Origin of the sequence: Streptomyces rishiriensis (assembly GCF_003112535.1) — a bacterium.
Classification (GTDB): domain Bacteria; phylum Actinomycetota; class Actinomycetes; order Streptomycetales; family Streptomycetaceae; genus Streptomyces; species Streptomyces rishiriensis.
On the sequence record NZ_BEWA01000021.1, the window covers coordinates 113589 to 129138 of the forward strand.

18 protein-coding genes and 1 pseudogene are annotated in these 15550 nt (G+C 72.2%); 16 read left to right on the plus strand and 3 right to left on the minus strand.

The annotated features are described in order from the left end of the window. The first annotated feature begins 54 nt into the window (after positions 1-54). The 13 genes and pseudogenes from Sri02f_RS32525 to Sri02f_RS32590 all read left to right on the plus strand — a co-directional run bounded on the left by Sri02f_RS32525 (position 55) and on the right by Sri02f_RS32590 (position 10503). Positions 55-1857: an NAD(P)/FAD-dependent oxidoreductase gene (locus tag Sri02f_RS32525; RefSeq protein WP_109004909.1), complete on the plus strand. Its 1803-nt coding sequence runs from the start codon at positions 55-57 to the stop codon at positions 1855-1857. Between the two features lie 4 nt (positions 1858-1861). Then, entirely contained in the window at positions 1862-3709 is a 1848-nt protein-coding gene (locus tag Sri02f_RS32530) for a transketolase (RefSeq protein ID WP_245970907.1), read from the plus strand. Next, the gene (gene ligD, locus Sri02f_RS32535; RefSeq protein ID WP_245970908.1) at positions 3706-4650 is read left to right on the plus strand and encodes a non-homologous end-joining DNA ligase; all 945 of its coding nucleotides are present in this window, start codon (positions 3706-3708) and stop codon (positions 4648-4650) included. The genes Sri02f_RS32530 and ligD overlap by 4 nt, the downstream gene beginning before the upstream one ends. A 480-nt stretch (positions 4651-5130) precedes the next feature. After that, a pseudogene (locus Sri02f_RS32545) lies at positions 5131-5409 on the plus strand (gas vesicle protein GvpO); the annotation flags it as partial. Between the two features lie 57 nt (positions 5410-5466). After that, positions 5467-5898: a gas vesicle structural protein GvpA gene (locus Sri02f_RS32550; protein ID WP_109004910.1), complete on the plus strand. Its 432-nt coding sequence runs from the start codon at positions 5467-5469 to the stop codon at positions 5896-5898. Continuing rightward, positions 5895-6650 carry a GvpL/GvpF family gas vesicle protein gene (locus Sri02f_RS32555; protein WP_109004911.1) on the plus strand — a complete coding sequence of 252 codons (756 nt, stop codon included), beginning with the start codon at positions 5895-5897 and terminating at the stop codon, positions 6648-6650. The genes Sri02f_RS32550 and Sri02f_RS32555 overlap by 4 nt, the downstream gene beginning before the upstream one ends. 7 nt (positions 6651-6657) lie before the next feature. Then, entirely contained in the window at positions 6658-6921 is a 264-nt protein-coding gene (locus Sri02f_RS32560) for a gas vesicle protein GvpG (RefSeq protein WP_109004912.1), read from the plus strand. Beyond that, on the plus strand, positions 6918-7640 hold the full coding sequence (locus Sri02f_RS32565; RefSeq protein WP_159106809.1) for a DNA primase: 723 nt from the start codon (positions 6918-6920) through the stop codon (positions 7638-7640). Before Sri02f_RS32560 ends, Sri02f_RS32565 begins: the two co-directional genes overlap by 4 nt. After that, complete coding sequence (locus tag Sri02f_RS32570; protein WP_109004914.1) at positions 7637-8827, plus strand: SRPBCC family protein; 1191 nt, start codon at positions 7637-7639, stop codon at positions 8825-8827. The genes Sri02f_RS32565 and Sri02f_RS32570 overlap by 4 nt, the downstream gene beginning before the upstream one ends. Then, complete coding sequence (locus tag Sri02f_RS32575) at positions 8824-9195, plus strand: gas vesicle protein (protein ID WP_109004915.1); 372 nt, start codon at positions 8824-8826, stop codon at positions 9193-9195. Before Sri02f_RS32570 ends, Sri02f_RS32575 begins: the two co-directional genes overlap by 4 nt. Next, positions 9192-10037 (plus strand): GvpL/GvpF family gas vesicle protein, encoded by an 846-nt coding sequence (locus tag Sri02f_RS32580; RefSeq protein WP_109004916.1) that lies wholly within the window; start codon positions 9192-9194, stop codon positions 10035-10037. Before Sri02f_RS32575 ends, Sri02f_RS32580 begins: the two co-directional genes overlap by 4 nt. Continuing rightward, positions 10034-10222 carry a gas vesicle protein gene (locus Sri02f_RS32585; protein ID WP_054241593.1) on the plus strand — a complete coding sequence of 63 codons (189 nt, stop codon included), beginning with the start codon at positions 10034-10036 and terminating at the stop codon, positions 10220-10222. Before Sri02f_RS32580 ends, Sri02f_RS32585 begins: the two co-directional genes overlap by 4 nt. Beyond that, complete coding sequence (locus Sri02f_RS32590) at positions 10219-10503, plus strand: gas vesicle protein K (RefSeq protein WP_069773313.1); 285 nt, start codon at positions 10219-10221, stop codon at positions 10501-10503. The genes Sri02f_RS32585 and Sri02f_RS32590 overlap by 4 nt, the downstream gene beginning before the upstream one ends. Positions 10504-10564: 61 nt before the next feature. Here the strand turns inward: Sri02f_RS32590 and Sri02f_RS32595 are convergent, their stop codons facing one another. Both Sri02f_RS32595 and Sri02f_RS32600 read right to left on the minus strand, forming a co-directional pair. Beyond that, positions 10565-10735 carry a hydrophobic protein gene (locus tag Sri02f_RS32595; RefSeq protein WP_109004917.1) on the minus strand — a complete coding sequence of 57 codons (171 nt, stop codon included), beginning with the start codon at positions 10733-10735 and terminating at the stop codon, positions 10565-10567. Between the two features lie 75 nt (positions 10736-10810). Then, positions 10811-11632 carry a methyltransferase domain-containing protein gene (locus Sri02f_RS32600; protein WP_109004918.1) on the minus strand — a complete coding sequence of 274 codons (822 nt, stop codon included), beginning with the start codon at positions 11630-11632 and terminating at the stop codon, positions 10811-10813. 247 nt (positions 11633-11879) lie between these two features. Between Sri02f_RS32600 and Sri02f_RS32605 the strand changes: the two genes are divergently transcribed. From Sri02f_RS32605 to Sri02f_RS32615, 3 genes are all read left to right on the plus strand, one after another. Continuing rightward, complete coding sequence (locus Sri02f_RS32605; RefSeq protein ID WP_109004919.1) at positions 11880-12539, plus strand: histidine phosphatase family protein; 660 nt, start codon at positions 11880-11882, stop codon at positions 12537-12539. 80 nt (positions 12540-12619) lie between these two features. Next, positions 12620-14239 (plus strand): ABC-F family ATP-binding cassette domain-containing protein, encoded by a 1620-nt coding sequence (locus Sri02f_RS32610; RefSeq protein WP_109004920.1) that lies wholly within the window; start codon positions 12620-12622, stop codon positions 14237-14239. A gap of 198 nt (positions 14240-14437) precedes the next feature. Next, positions 14438-14770 carry a DUF6158 family protein gene (locus tag Sri02f_RS32615; RefSeq protein ID WP_245970909.1) on the plus strand — a complete coding sequence of 111 codons (333 nt, stop codon included), beginning with the start codon at positions 14438-14440 and terminating at the stop codon, positions 14768-14770. A gap of 223 nt (positions 14771-14993) precedes the next feature. Here Sri02f_RS32615 and Sri02f_RS32620 read toward each other — a convergent pair whose 3' ends face one another. Beyond that, positions 14994-15536: a type 1 glutamine amidotransferase domain-containing protein gene (locus tag Sri02f_RS32620; protein WP_109004921.1), complete on the minus strand. Its 543-nt coding sequence runs from the start codon at positions 15534-15536 to the stop codon at positions 14994-14996. Positions 15537-15550 lie beyond the last annotated feature (14 nt).

Genomic DNA, 15550 nt, shown 5'->3' on the forward strand with positions numbered 1-15550 from the left:
GGGGACGCGGAAACCCTCGTACGACAACGGTCCGAACCCCGCCGGAGGCCAGCCTTGAGTCGACCCCGCATCGTGATCGTCGGAGCGGGCTTCGCCGGACTCCGGGCGGCTCGCACCCTCGCGCGCACGGCCCGCGGCCGGGCCGACATCACCCTGCTCAACCCCGCCGACCACTTCCTGTACCTGCCCCTGCTGCCCCGGGTGGCGGCCGGCGACCTGGACCCGCGCCGGATCGCCGGGTCGCTCTCGCGCACCCTGCGCGGCGTGCGGCTGGTGCTCGGCGAGGCCGGCCGCGTGGACCTCGACGCGCGCACCGTTGGCTACACCGGCCCCGAGGGCGACGCGGGCGTCCTCGCCTACGACCGGCTCGTGCTGGCCGCGGGCGGCGCCGACGAGCTGCTGCCCGTCCCCGGGATCGCCGAGCACGCGTACGGGCTCCGCGGTCTGCCCGAAGCGCTCGTTCTGCGCGATCACCTCATCCGTCAGGTGGAAGCGGCCGCGGCCGGCGACAGCGCGGCCGAACGTGCGGCGCGTTGTACCTTCGTCGTGGCCGGCGCGGGCTACGCCGGCGCCGAAGTCGCCGCGCAGGGACAGGCCTTCACCGACGCGCTGGTGCGCGGCCGTCCCGCCCGCAGGGGCATGCGGCCGCGCTGGCTGCTGCTCGACGCCGCCGAGCGCGTCCTTCCCGACCTGGACGAACGCCTCTCCCGCACCGCAGAACGGGCGCTCGCCGAACGCGGCGTCGACGTGCGCCTGGGGACCTCCGTGAAGGAGTCCACGCGCGAGGGCGTGCTGCTGACCGACGGCGAGTTCGTCGACAGCCGCACGCTGGTGTGGTGCGTGGGCGTACGGCCGGGCCCGCTCGTGAAGTCGCTGGGACTGCCCCTGGAGCGGGGCCGGCTGCTCGTGGAGCCGACGCTCCAGGCGCCGGGCCGGCCCGAGGTGTTCGCCTGCGGGGACGCGGCCGCCGTGCCGGATCTGGACCGTCCCGGGGAGTACACGCCGCTGACCGCGCGGCACGCGCGGCGGCAGGGGAAGCTGGCCGGACGCAACGTCGCCGCCTCCCTCGGCGGCGCGGCCGGTCTGCGGCCGTACCGGCACAGGGATCCCGGACTCGCCGGCGAGCCGGGCGGGCGCCTCGGTGGTCCCGTGGCCGGCGCGGCCGCCCGCGCTCGCCATCTCTCCGCGATGCCCGGCAACCGCGTCCGCATGGCCGCCGGCCGGCTGCTGGACGCCGTCCTGCCGCACCGGCCCGTCCGGTCGGGCCTCCTGCGGTCGGGATCGGCGCCGCTGGACTCGACGCCGCCCGGGCCGCCCCGGATCCCGCACGCCCGCAGGCGCGCACCCACGGCCTTCGGGCCCGGCGCGGCCACCGAGGCGGACGTACACGCCGTCGCGTCCGCCCCGGCGGACGCGACCGACAGGGCCACCGCGAACGACGTGAACGGCAAGAACACCCCTCACGACAGGAATCAGGTGAACGACGTGAACGACGTGAACGACGAGAACCAGACGACCGGCGGGTCCGGCGAGCGGCACCCGTCCCCGGAGGACGGCTCCCAGTCGATCACCGCACCGACCCCCGAGGTGGGACGGCACGGAGGCGGCGAGGACGACACCCGTACGGGTCGGTCGTCCCCCGAGGACGGCTCCCAGTCCATCACCTCGCCCACGCCCGAGGTCGGACAGCACAGCTCCGGACCGGCGACCGCGGGCGACGACGAGGCCGCCGAGCCCGCCAAGAACCAGCCGGGCGGCGAGCCCGCGAAGAACCAGCCCGGTGGCGAGCCCGCGAAGAACCAGCCGGCCGGCGGACCCGCCGACGGCGCGCACGCGCATGCGGAAGGAAACCGGTAGCCCGATGGACACCGCCGAACTCATCGAACTCGGACAGCAGTTGAGGGTGGACAGCGTGCGCGCCTCCGCCGCCGCGGGATCCGGCCACCCGACGTCGTCCATGTCGGCCGCCGACCTGATGGCCGTGCTGCTCGCGAACCACCTCCGCTACGACTTCGACCGCCCCGCCCACCCCGGCAACGACCGCTTCGTCCTGTCCAAGGGCCACGCCTCCCCGCTGCTCTACTCCGCCTACAAGGCCGCCGGGGCCGTCGACGACGAGGAACTGCTCACCTTCCGCAAGCTCGGCAGCCGGCTCGAAGGGCACCCCACCCCCCGGCGGCTGCCCTGGGTCGAGACGGCCACCGGCTCGCTCGGCCAGGGGCTGCCGGTGGGCGTCGGCATCGCGCTCTCGGGCAAGCGGCTGGAGCGCACCGCCTACCGGGTGTGGGTGCTGTGCGGGGACAGCGAGCTCGCCGAGGGCTCGGTGTGGGAGGCCGCCGAGCACGCGGGCCACGAGCACCTCGACAACCTGACGGCGATCGTCGACGTCAACCGCCTCGGCCAGCGCGGCCCGACCCGGCACGGACACGACCTCGACGCCTACGCCCGCCGCTTCCAGGCGTTCGGCTGGCACACGGTCGAGATCGACGGGCACGACGTGGACGCCGTGGACCGCGCGTACGGCGAGGCGATCTCCACCAAGGGCCAGCCCACCGTCATCCTCGCCCGCACCCTCAAGGGCCGGGGCGTGGAGTCCGTCCAGGACCGCGAGGGGTTGCACGGCAAGCCGCTCCCGGACGCCGACGAGGCGATCGAGGAACTGGGCGGCGTGCGGAACCTGCGGGTCCGGGTGCACGAACCCGCCGACGCCCGCATGCTGCACTCCGTGCCGACCGGGCGCCTGGACCTGCCCCGCTGGGACAGGGGCGATGAGGCGGCCACCCGGGACGCCTACGGCCAGGCGCTGGCCGCGCTCGGCGGCGCCCGGGAGGACGTCGTCGCCCTGGACGGCGAGGTGAGCGACTCCACGCGGGCCGAGGTCTTCGCCAAGGCGCATCCCGACCGGTTCTTCGAGTGCTACATCGCCGAGCAGCAGCTCGTCGCCGCCGCGGTGGGCCTCGCGGCGCGCGGCTGGGTGCCCTACGCCTCCACGTTCGCGGCCTTCCTGACCCGGGCCCACGACTTCGTCCGCATGGCCGCGGTCAGCGGCGCCGGGATCAACCTGGTCGGCTCCCACGCCGGGGCGGCCATCGGCCAGGACGGACCCTCGCAGATGGGCCTGGAGGACCTGGCCATGTTCCGGGCCGTGTACGGCTCCACCGTGCTGTATCCGTGCGACCCCAACCAGACCGCCCGGCTCGTCGCCACGATGGCGGGTCTGGACGGCGTCCGCTATCTGCGCACCTCGCGCGGCAAGGCCCCGGCCCTGTACGGCCCGGACGAGGAGTTCCCGGTCGGCGGCAGCAAGGTGCTGCGCTCCTCCGACCGGGACCGGATGACGATCGTCGCGGCCGGCGTCACCGTGCACGAGGCGCTGAAGGCCGCCGAGGCGCTCGACGGCGAGGGCGTCGCGGTGCGGGTGATCGACCTGTACTCGGTCAAGCCGGTCGACCGGGACACGCTGCGGCGGGCCGCCGAGGAGACCGGCTGTCTGCTGAGCGTGGAGGACCACCACGAGCAGGGCGGTCTCGGCGACGCGGTGCTCGACGCCTTCCTCGACGGACGGCCGGTGCCCCGCCTGGTCCGGCTCGCCGTCCGTACGATGCCCGGGTCGGCCGCCCCCGACGAGCAGCTGCACGCCGCCGGCATCGACGCCGAGTCGATCGCCGCGTCCGCCCGGCTGCTGGTGGAGCAGGCGATCGCGCCGTGAGCGCGCAGGCGGGCGGCGGCGGCGTACGCACCGTGCGTGCGGGCCGCCGTACCGTCGAGGTCCACCGTCCGGACAAGGTGCTCTTCCCGGCCGCGGAGGCGGCGAAGGAGTACACGAAGGCCGACGTCGTCGCCTACTACCGGTCCGTCGCCGCGTTCATGCTGCCGCACCTGCGGGGCCGTCCGCTGATGCTGGAACGGCATCCCGACGGGATCGACGGCCCCCGGTTCATGCAGAAGAACACCCCCGAGCACTATCCGCCGTGGATCAGGCGGGCCGAGGTGGCCAAGGAGGACGGCACGGTCCGCCACACCGTGTGCGACGACACCGCCACCCTCGTCCACCTCGCCGACCAGGCCTGTCTCACCCTGCACCGCTGGCTGTCGCGGGCCGACCGGGTCGACCGTCCGGACCTGCTGGTCTTCGATCTCGACCCGGCCGACGACACGCGTTTCGCCGCCGTCCGGGAAGCCGCCCGGTGGCTGGGCGAGCTGCTCCACGAGCTGCGGCTGCCCTCGGGGCTGATGACGACCGGCTCGCGCGGGCTGCACGTCGTCGTGCCCCTCGACGGCGGCCACGGCTTCGACGAGGTGCGCGCCTTCGCCCGGGACGTCGCCGAGCTGCTCGCCGCCGAGCACCCGGACCGGCTCACCACGGCCGCCCGCAAGAAGGACCGCGGCGACCAGCTCTACCTGGACGTGCAGCGCAACGCCTACGCGCAGACCGCCGTCGCCCCCTACGCGGTGCGTGCGCTCCCCGGCGCCCCCGTCGCCGTCCCGATCACCTGGGAACAGCTCGACGATCCCGGGCTCGGCCCGCGCCGGTGGACGGTCGCCGACGCCGTCGAGCAGGCCCGCTCCCGTCCCTGGTCCGCGCTGAGCGGCCGCGGGCGCTCCCTGGACCCGGCCCGACGGCGGCTCGACGCACTGAACGGCTCGTGAAGGTTTGGCCATGAGGCTTCCGGCCACACGGAAGGAGAGGTGGCCATGGCGAACACAAAAAACACATCGCATTCCACAGAGAACACATCGGGTGCGCGGACTTCACGAAACACCCGGAAGACAGGGCCCGGGAGCGAGGAGCCCCGGCGCCACCGGCCCACGCACCGCAGGGACGAGCAGGACGCCGAAGAGCAGGACGCCGAAGAGCAGGACGCCGAAGCGGCGGAGAGCGACGAGCCCGACGGCGAAGAGGCGGTCGGCGAGGAGCCGGACAGTGACGAGCCGGACGCCGAGGAGCTCGACGGCGAGGAGCCCGAGGACGAAGCGCCGGAGGACGAAGCGCCCGAGGACGAAGCGCCGGAGGACGAGGAGCCCGAGGACGAAGAGTCCGAGGGTGAAGAGTCCGAGGACGAGGAGTCCGAGGGTGACGAGGACGACTACGAGTACGACGACACGAAGGGTGGGGACCACAGCGTGACGGACGACCGGCCGCGCCCCATGGAGGTACTGCGCGAGGCGCGTGCCCAGCTGGCGGAGCTCACCGGCATGACCGCCGAGAGCGTGTCCTCCTTCGCGCAGACGGAGGACGGCTGGTCCCTGGAGGTCGAGGTGCTCGAACTGGAACGGGTCCCCGACACGATGAGCCTCATGGCGACCTACCAGGTCGAACTCGACCCGGAGGGGCAGCTCACCGGCTACCGGCGCGTTCGCCGTTATGAGCGCGGGCGGGCCGATGCCCACCGGGCGGGCGGCCGTTAGGCCGCCGCCGAAGACCATTTCCGATCATCAATCACGAAGCAAGGAGGTGCGGTCGGCATGACCGTAGTCCCGGCACAGCAGTCCGGTGGCGGAGGCGGCTCGAGCGGTCTTTACGACGTTCTGGAGCTCGTCCTCGACAGGGGGCTGGTGATCGACGCGTTCGTGCGGGTCTCCCTGGTCGGTATCGAGATCCTCAAGATCGACGTGCGTGTCGTCGTGGCCAGCGTCGACACCTATCTGCGCTTCGCCGAGGCGTGCAACCGACTGGACCTGGAGTCCGGCCCCAACAAGAGCCCGGGCCTGCCCGAGATCGTCGGCGAGGTCACCGAGTCGGGTGCGCGCGGCAAGTCCAAGGGCGCCCTCTCCGGGGCCGCCGAGACCATATCCGACGCGTTCAAGCAGTCGCGTGACGACGGTTCCGCTGAGCGCGAGTCCAGGCCGCGCGCCCGCAAGACCGCGGCTTCGCGCCGTAAGGAGGAGCAGGAGTGAGCACTTACGTGTACGGCATCACCGCGGCCGCGCACCCTGCCCTTCCCGAGGGACTCGGCGGGGTCGGAGACCCTCCCATGCCCGTGCGGGTGCTGAAGGAGGGCGACCTGGCGGCCGTCGTGAGCGACGCACCGGAGGGGCTGCGCCCCAAGCGCCGGGAGCTTCTCGCGCACCAGAACGTGCTCGCCGAGGCCGGCGCCGGCGGCTGCGTGCTGCCGATGCGGTTCGGCAGCGTCGCCCCCGAGGACAGCGCCGTGACCGGTGTGCTCGCCGAGCGCGCCGAGCACTACCAGGAGCGGCTGAGGGCTCTCGACGGCAAGGTCGAGTACAACGTCAAGGCGACGCACATCGAAGAGGCCGTGCTGCACCACGTCATGGCCGGCAGCCCCGAGCTGCGTGCCCTCGCCGAGGCCAACCGGAAGGCGGGCGGCGGCAGTTACGAGCAGAAGCTGCAGCTCGGCGAGATGGTCGCCGCCGCCGTCAAGGCCCAGGAGGCCGAGGACGCGGGCGTCGTGCAGCAGGCGCTCGAGCCGCTCGCGGCGGCCGTCGGCCAGGGCCCGGAGTCCACGGGCTGGCTGGCCAACGTGTCGTTCCTGGTCGACCGGGATTCGGCCGCCCGCTTCGCGGAGGCGGTGGATGAGCTGCGGCAGGCCCATCCGCACCTCGACGTGCGCCTCAACGGGCCGCTTCCGCCCTACAGCTTCGTCGAGCCCGGACCGTCCGAGCCCGCGGAGACGATCACCGGGGAGTAGGTGTGTCGTGGGACTGCTCGGAGAGGTGTTCCTGCTGCCTCTGGCTCCGGTCCGAGGCAGTGGATGGGTGATCCGGCAGGTGCTCAGTGAGGCCGAGCGGATCTATTACGACCCCTCCACGATCCGGGCCGAACTCTCCCGCCTCGAACAGCAGTTGGAGGCGGGAGAGATCACGGAGGAGGAGTTCGACCGACAGGAGGACGAACTCCTGGACCGGCTGGAGAACAGCGCACGCGGCACCACGCAATCGGACGACGGGACGGCAAGATGAACCGAATGGGACTGGGCCTGGCGGTCGGGGCCGGATATCTCCTCGGCCGTACCAGGAAACTGAAGATGGCGGTGGCCGTCGGATCGCTGGTGGCCGGCAAGCGGCTCAACCTGACGCCGAAGGGCATCGCCGATCTGGTCTCCCAGCAGCTGCGGGACAATCCGCAGTTCAAGGAGATCGGAGACCAGCTGCGCCAGGACCTGCGCGGAGTCGGCAAGGCCGCCTCGGGCGCCATGGTGGAGCGGCAGATCGACGCGCTCGCGGACCGGCTGCACGGCCGCACCGCCGCGGTGCGCGACCAGCTCGCGGGCGTCGCGCCCGGCAAGGGCGGCGGGCGCGAGCAGGACGACGAGCAGGACGAGGATCAGGAGGCCGACGAGGAGTACGAGGAGCCTCAGGACGCCGAGGCCGACGAGGACGAGGAGCCTCAGGACGCCTCCGACGAGGACGAGGAGGACACCCTCGAGGAGGACGAGGGCGAGCAGGACGAGGAGGAGGACGAGGAGCCGCCGAGGAAGCCGGCGGCGAAGAAGACGGCCAAGAAGGCGCCCGCGAAGAAGGCCCCCGCGAAGAAGGCGCCCGCCAAGAAGGCTCCGGCCCGCCGGACGGCCGCGAAGAAGACCGCGTCGGCCGGGAAGACGGCCGCGAAGACGGCGTCCAGGCCCGCCTCCGGTGGCGGCTCCGGCGCCCGGCGCTCGAAGGGAGGCGGTGACCGATGACCGACACCCTCGGATCCGCGAAGTCCGCCGCAGGAAAGGCGGACGGGGGCAACCCCCTCTCCGGCCTGGCCCAGAGCGAGGCCGCCGACCGGCTCAAGGGCGAAGTGCAGGAGTACCTCGCCGCCCAGGCCACGCGGCTGCTCAGCGGCGTGGGCCACAAGCTCGGCGAGACCACGAACAAACTCAACGACATCGCCGAGGGCAACAGCCCGGGGTTCGCCAAACTCGCCCTGGACGGCGGCAAGAAGATCGCCGAGGGCAAGGGACCGCTCCGCTCCGCGCTGGAGCTCGGGGCCTCGCGCGCCAAGGACAAGGTGACCGGCGCCCTGAAGAACCTCGGCGGCGGCAAGGGCGGCAAGGGCAAGAAGAGCGCGGGCAACAAGCCGACGGTGATCATAGAGACGATCGACGTCGGTGTGCCGCTGCGCACCGCCTACGACCAGTGGACGCAGTACAAGGACTTCAGCACCTTCGCCAAGGGCGTCAAGAGCGCGAACCGCGCCGACGACACCACCAGCGACTGGCAGGCGAAAATCTTCTGGTCCAGCCGCAGCTGGAAGGGCAAGACCACCGAACAGGTGCCGGACGACCGGATCGCCTGGTCGTCGGAGGGCGCCAAGGGCACCACGAAGGGCGTCGTCTCCTTCCACGAGCTGGCCGAGAACCTCACCCGTGTCGTGCTGGTCATCGAGTACTACCCCTCGGGCCTGTTCGAGAAGACCGGCAACATCTGGCGCGCCCAGGGCCGCCGCGTCCGCCTCGACCTGAAGCACTTCGCCCGCTTCATCACCATCAAGGGTGAGGCGCAGGACAGCTGGCGCGGTGAGATCCGCGACGGCGAGGTCGTCCGGTCCCACGAGGACGCGGTCGCCGAGGAGGAAGAGGAGAACCAGGAGCCCGAGGGGAACGGCGGGCCCGAGGAGGACGCCGAGGCGCGGGATGCCGGGGACGCCGGCCGGGAGGACGATGAGGAGTACGAGGACGAGGGCCCGGACGCCGAGGACAGGGAGGAAGAGGAGCCCGAGGGAGAGTACGAGGAAGAGGAGCCCGAGGGAGAGTACGAGGAAGAGGAGGAGGGTGAGCCCGAGGACGCCGAGGGCGAGTACGAGGAGACCGAAGACGAGTACGAGGAGGAGCCCGAGCCCGAGCCCGAGCCCGAGCCCGCGAAGGGCAGGAGTCGCCGATGAGCATGTCGAGCAGGATGCCGGAGCCGTACGGCCAGGGCGGCGGCGCCAACCTCGCCGACATCCTGGAACGCGTTCTCGACAAGGGCATCGTGATCGCGGGCGACATCCGGATCAACCTGCTCGACATCGAACTGCTCACCATCAAACTCCGCCTCATCGTCGCCTCCGTCGACAAGGCGAAGGAGATGGGCATCGACTGGTGGGAGACCGACCCGGCGTTGTCCTCCGGTGCCCGCCGCGACGAACTCGCGCGTGAGAACGCCGAGTTGCGCGAACGGCTGGCACGGCTGGAGGAACTGGAACTGGGCCGCGCCCCGGAGGACGTCCGGGAGTCGAAGTCCCGTGACGTCAGGAAGGAGTCGCCGTGACAGGACTGCGGTACGTCTACGCCGTCTGCCGGCCCTTCGGCGCGCCTCTGCAGACGGCCCTGAAGGGCGTGGCGGGCGATCCGCCCCGGCTGCTCAGCCATCACGGTCTGATCGCGGTCGTCAGCCATGTCCCGGAGGGGGACTTCGCCGAGGCGCCCCTGCACCGGCATCTGGAGGATCTCGACTGGCTGACCGAGACCGCCCGGGCCCACCAGCAGGTGATCGACGCGCTGACGGCCGTCACCACGCCGCTGCCGCTCCGGCTCGCCACGGTGTTCCGTGACGACAGCGGCGTCCGGGTGATGATGGAGGAGCGCGAGGCGGACTTCCTGCGCACCCTGGACCGGCTGGAGGGCCGGGTCGAATGGGGTGTGAAGGTCTATGTCGAGCGCGAGCCCGACGCACCCGCAGAAACGGCGAAGCCCGCCTCGGGCCGGGACTACCTGCGCCAGCGGCGCCTGCAGAGCAGGGCGCACGAGGACAGCTGGCAGCGGGCGGAGCGGTTCGCCGGCCGTCTGCACGCCTCCCTGTCCGCGCACGCCGACGGCGCCCGGCTGCACGCTCCGCAGAATTCCGCCCTTTCCAAGGCGCCCGGACAGAATGTGCTGAACGCCGCCTATCTCGTGCCGCGCGCGGAATCCGAGGAATTCGTGGAACTCGTGGACCGCACCAAGGGCGAGGAGCCCGGAATGCGCGTCGAACTCACCGGTCCCTGGGCTGCCTATTCCTTCGTGGACGACCCCGCGGAATCCTCGTCGGCGGCGTCGGCGGCGTCGGCGGAAGAGACCCGGGAGTCCTCGTCGGCGCCGGCCGGCGCCGACGCCGGCGAGGGGGGCTCATGACCGTCGTGGAGCGCCGCGAGGTCGCCCTCGTGGACCTGCTCGACCGGCTGCTCGCCGGGGGAGTGGTCATCACGGGCGACATCACCCTGCGCATCGCGGACGTCGACCTCGTCCGCATCGACCTGAACGCCCTGATCAGCTCGGTGAACGAGCAGGTGCCGTCGCCCTGGGGGGAGTCACCGTGACGGACCGACGCAACCACATCGACCTGGAGCCCGACACCGTCGAGCGCGACCTGGTCAAACTCGTCCTGACCGTCGTGGAGTTGCTGCGCCAGCTGATGGAACGGCAGGCGCTGCGCCGCTTCGACCAGGGCGATCTGAACGAGGAGCAGGAGGAGCGCATCGGGCTCACCCTGATGCTCCTGGACGACCGCATGACCGAGCTGCGCGAGCGGTACGGACTGCGGCCCGAGGACCTCAATCTGGACCTCGGGCCGCTCGGACCGCTGCTTCCCCGGGAGTGAGCCCGTCCGGCGAGAGCCGGCGGCGCTCCCGGCGGAAGCCGGTTTCACCTCAGTGCTTCGGTCACCACCTGTACCATCGCCCCCTGCCTCCCGAGGCAGTGTTTCCGCGGACCAGGAATCCCAGGAGCCACAGGACCAGGACCGCGAGAGCGATCCACCAGAGCAAATGCAATGCGAATCCGGCACCGAAAAAGATCAGTACCAGCAGCAGCACCAGCAGGATGGGAACCATAGTCTTTACCTCCTGCAGTGCGAGTTTCCCGGATTCGGTGAATCATTCGCCCCGCAATCCCACGGAATGTGCGGATCAGGCGGCTTTTCGGCACAGGATCTCTCCGTGCAGGACGGCGAACCAGCCGTCCTCCCGCCGCCCCCACTCCCGCCAGGCCGCCGACACGGCGCGCAGCTGCTCCGTCGTGGCGTGTCCGCCGCGGGTGGCGAGCTCCGCGTATGCCGAGGCCAGGGTGCGGTCGGCCCACAGGCCGCTCCACCAGTCGCGTTCCTCGGGAGTGCTGAAGGTCCAGGTGGAGGACGAGGCCGTGACGTCGGTGAGCCCGGCGGCCAGCGCCCAGGACTTCAGCCGCCGCCCGGCGTCCGGCTCACCGCCGTTGGCACGGGCCACCCGCCGGTACAGGTCCAGCCAGTCGTCCATGCCGGCGGCGGCGGGGTGCCAGGTCATCGCCGCGTAGTCCGAGTCGCGGACCGCCACGTACCCGCCGGGCCTGGTGACCCGCAGCATCTCCCGCAGCGCCTGCACGGGATCGCCGACGTGCTGGAGCACCTGATGGGCGTGGACGACGCAGAACGTGTCGTCTGGGTGGTCCAGAGCGTGCACGTCGGCGACCGCGAAGTCGACGTTGGTCAGTCCCCGTTCGTCGGCCGTGGCGCGGGCCTGCTCCAGGATCCCGGGGGCGTGGTCGACGCCGGTGACGTGCCCGTCGGGCACCAGGGCGGCCAGGTCGGCGGTGATGGTGCCCGGGCCGCAGCCGATGTCCAGGATCTTCATGTGGGGCTTGAGCGAGCCGAGCAGATAGGCCGCGGAGTTGGCGGCGGTCCGCCAGGTGTGCGAACGCAGCACTGACTCGTGGTGTCCGTGCGTGTAGACGGCGGTCTCCTGGGCTTTCGGCATGGCTGCTCCCCTTCTCGACGGACCGGGTCCGGCCCGGCCCCCGGTGACACCACGCTACGCCGACGGCCGCATGGTGAGACAGATCGTTCTGGAATATGGACTGACGTCACGTCAGACACGGGCGCCCGCGCAGTCCGTGCGGCCCGGCTGCGCGACGCGGGGGCCCGCGTCCGGGTCCGGGCGCCGCGAGTACCCTGAAGCGGCCGTCTCCGGCGCGGAGACGGCCTCGATACCGGAGGGTCCCCGCATGCGACTGCTGCTCGTCCGCCACGGCCAGACCCCCGCGAACGTGGACTACCTCCTCGACACCGCCGTCCCCGGCCCCGGACTCACCGAACTCGGCGCACGACAGGCCGCCGCCCTGCCCGAGGCCCTGGCCGACGAGGACGTCGAAGCCCTCTACGTCTCCACCCTGGTGCGCACCCAGCTCACGGCCGCCCCGCTGGCCGCCGCCCGCGGCCTCGACGTCCTCGTCCGCGACGGGCTCCGGGAGATCTCCGCGGGCGACCTGGAGGGGCTGCCCGGCGACACGGAGCACGGCGCGCTCTACATGCGCACCGCGTTCGCCTGGGCGGCGGGCGAGACGGACCTGCGCATGCCGGGCGGGGAGAACGGAGCCGAGTTCCTCGCGCGCTACGACGCCGTGGTCGCCGAGGCCTCGGCGAGCGGTGCGGGGACCGTCGTCCTGGTCGGGCACGGCGCGGCCATCCGCACCTGGGCGGCGGCCCGAGCGCACAACGTCGACGTCCCCTTCGCCGCGGCGCACCGCCTCGCCAACACCGGCACGGTCGTCCTGGAGGGCTCGCCCGCGGACGGCTGGAAGGCCCTGTCCTGGGCCGGCGCCACCGTCGCGCCCGCCGGGGACGACGGACCGGCCGGGCAGCCCGTCGAGGGCGCCGGCGGCTGACCGGCGGGCCCGCCCCCCTTTCCGGCCTGCGCCGATATCGGTTTGCCGCGGGCGGCGGACGGCCCGCACAATGCGTCCTCATGGGACATCTGGAAGCCGCGCACCTCGAGTACTACCTCCCCGACGGGAGGGCGCTGCTCGGCGACGTCTCCTTCCGGGTGGGCGAAGGGGCCGTCGTGGCCCTGGTCGGCCCCAACGGCGCCGGCAAGACCACCCTGCTGCGACTGATCTCCGCCGAGCTGAAACCCCACGGCGGGACCGTCACGGTGAGCGGCGGCCTGGGCGTGATGCGCCAGTTCGTGGGCTCGGTACGGGACGAGACGACCGTCCGCGATCTGCTGGTGTCCGTCGCATCGCCCCGCATCCGCGAGGTCGCGCAGGCCGTGGACGAGGCCGAGCACGCGATCATGACCGTCGACGACGAGGCCGCCCAGCTGCAGTACGCGCAGGCCCTCTCCGACTGGGCCGAGGTGCGCGGCTACGAGGCCGAGACGCTGTGGGACATGTGCACCACGGCCGCCCTGGGCGTCCCCTACGACAAGGCCCAGTTCCGCCTCGTGCGCACCCTGTCCGGCGGCGAGCAGAAGCGGCTCGTGCTGGAGGCGCTGCTGCGCGGCAACGACGAGGTGCTGCTCCTCGACGAGCCCGACAACTACCTGGACGTGCCCGGCAAGCGGTGGCTGGAGGAGCGGCTGAAGGAGACCCGCAAGACCGTCCTGTTCGTCTCCCACGACCGCGAACTCCTCTCCCGCGCCGCCGAGAAGATCGTGTCCGTCGAACCCGGCCCGGCCGGCGCCGACGCCTGGGTGCACGGCGGCGGCTTCGCCACCTACCACGAGGCCCGGCGCGAACGCTTCGCCCGCTTCGAGGAGTTGCGCCGCCGCTGGGACGAGAAGCACGCCCAGCTGAAGAAACTCGTGCTGAGTCTGCGTCAGGCGGCTTCCATCAGCCATGAGTTGGCCTCGCGCTACCAGGCCGCCCAGACCAGGCTGCGCAAGTTCGAGGAGGCCGGCCCGCCGCCGGAGCCGCCCCGCGAGCAGGACATCACGATGCGCCTCAAGGGCGGCCGCACCGGCGTGCGCGCCGTCACCTGCAAGGGACTCGAGCTCACCGGCCTGATGAAGCCGTTCGACCTGGAGGTCTTCTACGGCGAGCGGGTCGCCGTCCTGGGCTCCAACGGTTCCGGCAAGTCGCACTTCCTGCGGCTGCTGGCGGGTGACGACGTGGCGCACACGGGGGACTGGAAGCTCGGCGCGCGCGTGGTGCCCGGGCACTTCGCCCAGACCCACGCCCACCCCGAGCTGATGGGCCGCACCCTGCTGGACATCCTGTGGAGCGAGCACTCCCAGGACCGGGGCGCGGCCATGTCCCGGCTGCGCCGCTACGAGCTGACCCAGCAGGCGGAACAGACATTCGACCGGCTGTCCGGCGGTCAGCAGGCCCGTTTCCAGATCCTGCTGCTCGAACTGCAGGGCGTCACGGCGCTGCTCCTCGACGAGCCCACCGACAACCTCGACCTGGAGTCGGCCGAAGCGCTGCAGGAGGGCCTGGAGGCCTTCGACGGGACGGTGCTGGCCGTCACCCACGACCGCTGGTTCGCCCGCTCGTTCGACCGCTACCTGGTCTTCGGCAGCGACGGCCGGGTCCGGGAGACCTCGGAGCCGGTGTGGGACGAGCGGCGTGTGGAGCGAGCCAGGTAGGGCCGGGCAGCGGGGCCGGGCAGCCCGACGGCCCATGGCTCCTCCTCCACGAGTTCGGTCCGCCGGGCCTCTTCAGCGAGGCTCGGGGGCCCGAATGTTCGTACAGTGGATGCAGAAAAGCGAGATCTATGACTCCCACCCCGGATGCTGCTCGGGGGCAGTGCCGGTAGTGACTCCGGCGGCGGGTACCCGGACCGTATGGACGACCACGACGAGCGGGGCACCACGATGACCGGAGTCGACCCGGACCGGCTGGACGACCAGCAGCTGATGAGAGAGCTGGAGACGATCCACCGCACGCGCCACGACACGCTGCTGTACGGCTCGAACGACGCGTTGCGCGCCCACAACGACCGCATGGCCCGGCTGGAGGGCGAGTATCTGCGCCGCAACCCGAGCCGCTTCGTCTCTCCGGGCCGCACCCGCGAAGGGGCCCGGGAGCGGACCGGCGGGGCGGACGGGCGCGGCCCGGAGGGAGCCCCGGTCGGCAAGTGGGGGCCGGGAGCGACGACGGGCCCCGGCGGAGCCTGAACGACGTCCCGCTCCGGCGGAACCCACCGGAGCCGTGCCGACGTGAGCCGTGCCTGCGGACGTGAGCCGTGCCCGCGTGGGCCGTGCCCGCGTGAGCCGTGCCCGCGTGAGCCGTGCCGACGTGAGTCGTGCCCGGGCGAGTGAGTCGTGCGAGAGGCGAGGGGCCGGTGAGAAACGCTTTCCGCGTCTCTCACCGGCCCCTCGCCGGCGTCCCGGTCGTCCGTCAGTCGCCGTGCGCGGCGAACACCCGCAGGTACGCCTCGCAGAACGCCGCCAGATCGTCCGGCTTGCGGCTGGTGACGAGCTTGCCGGGACCGCGGCCGCAGATATGCACCTGCTCGTCGACCCAGTCGCCGCCCGCGTTGCGGATGTCCGTGCGCAGGCTCGGCCACGAGGTCAGCACACGGCCCCGGACGACGTCGGCCTCGATCAGGGTCCACGGGGCGTGGCAGATCGCGGCGACCGGGCGGCCCTGCTCGAAGAACGCCTTGACGAACGCGACCGCCTTGTCGTCGGTGCGCAGGAAGTCGGGGTTGGCGACGCCGCCCGGCAGAACCAGTCCGCCGAAGGACTCGGCGGAGACCTCGCCGACCACCTCGTCCACCATGAACGTGTCGGCCTTGTCGAGATGGTTGAAGGCCTGCACCTTGCCCGAGTCGGTCGACACCAGAACGGGTTCGTGGCCCGCGTCCACCGCCGCCTGCCAGGGCTCGGTGAGCTCGACCTGCTCGACGCCCTCTGGTGCCGTCAGAAACGCGATGCGCATGAGGGTTCAACGTC

Excerpts from the sequence above, each read along its gene's own strand:
- Sri02f_RS32530 (WP_245970907.1), top strand. The coding sequence starts at position 1,862 with ATGGACACCGCCGAACTCATCGAACTCGGACAGCAGTTGAGGGTGGAC.
- Sri02f_RS32550 (WP_109004910.1), top strand. The coding sequence starts at position 5,467 with ATGACCGTAGTCCCGGCACAGCAGTCCGGTGGCGGAGGCGGCTCGAGC.
- Sri02f_RS32565 (WP_159106809.1), top strand. The coding sequence starts at position 6,918 with ATGAACCGAATGGGACTGGGCCTGGCGGTCGGGGCCGGATATCTCCTC.
- Sri02f_RS32570 (WP_109004914.1), top strand. The coding sequence starts at position 7,637 with ATGACCGACACCCTCGGATCCGCGAAGTCCGCCGCAGGAAAGGCGGAC.
- Sri02f_RS32575 (WP_109004915.1), top strand. The coding sequence starts at position 8,824 with ATGAGCATGTCGAGCAGGATGCCGGAGCCGTACGGCCAGGGCGGCGGC.
- Sri02f_RS32585 (WP_054241593.1), top strand. The coding sequence starts at position 10,034 with ATGACCGTCGTGGAGCGCCGCGAGGTCGCCCTCGTGGACCTGCTCGAC.
- Sri02f_RS32595 (WP_109004917.1), bottom strand. The coding sequence starts at position 10,735 with ATGGTTCCCATCCTGCTGGTGCTGCTGCTGGTACTGATCTTTTTCGGT.
- Sri02f_RS32600 (WP_109004918.1), bottom strand. The coding sequence starts at position 11,632 with ATGCCGAAAGCCCAGGAGACCGCCGTCTACACGCACGGACACCACGAG.
- Sri02f_RS32605 (WP_109004919.1), top strand. The coding sequence starts at position 11,880 with ATGCGACTGCTGCTCGTCCGCCACGGCCAGACCCCCGCGAACGTGGAC.
- Sri02f_RS32610 (WP_109004920.1), top strand. The coding sequence starts at position 12,620 with ATGGGACATCTGGAAGCCGCGCACCTCGAGTACTACCTCCCCGACGGG.
- Sri02f_RS32615 (WP_245970909.1), top strand. The coding sequence starts at position 14,438 with ATGGACGACCACGACGAGCGGGGCACCACGATGACCGGAGTCGACCCG.
- Sri02f_RS32620 (WP_109004921.1), bottom strand. The coding sequence starts at position 15,536 with ATGCGCATCGCGTTTCTGACGGCACCAGAGGGCGTCGAGCAGGTCGAG.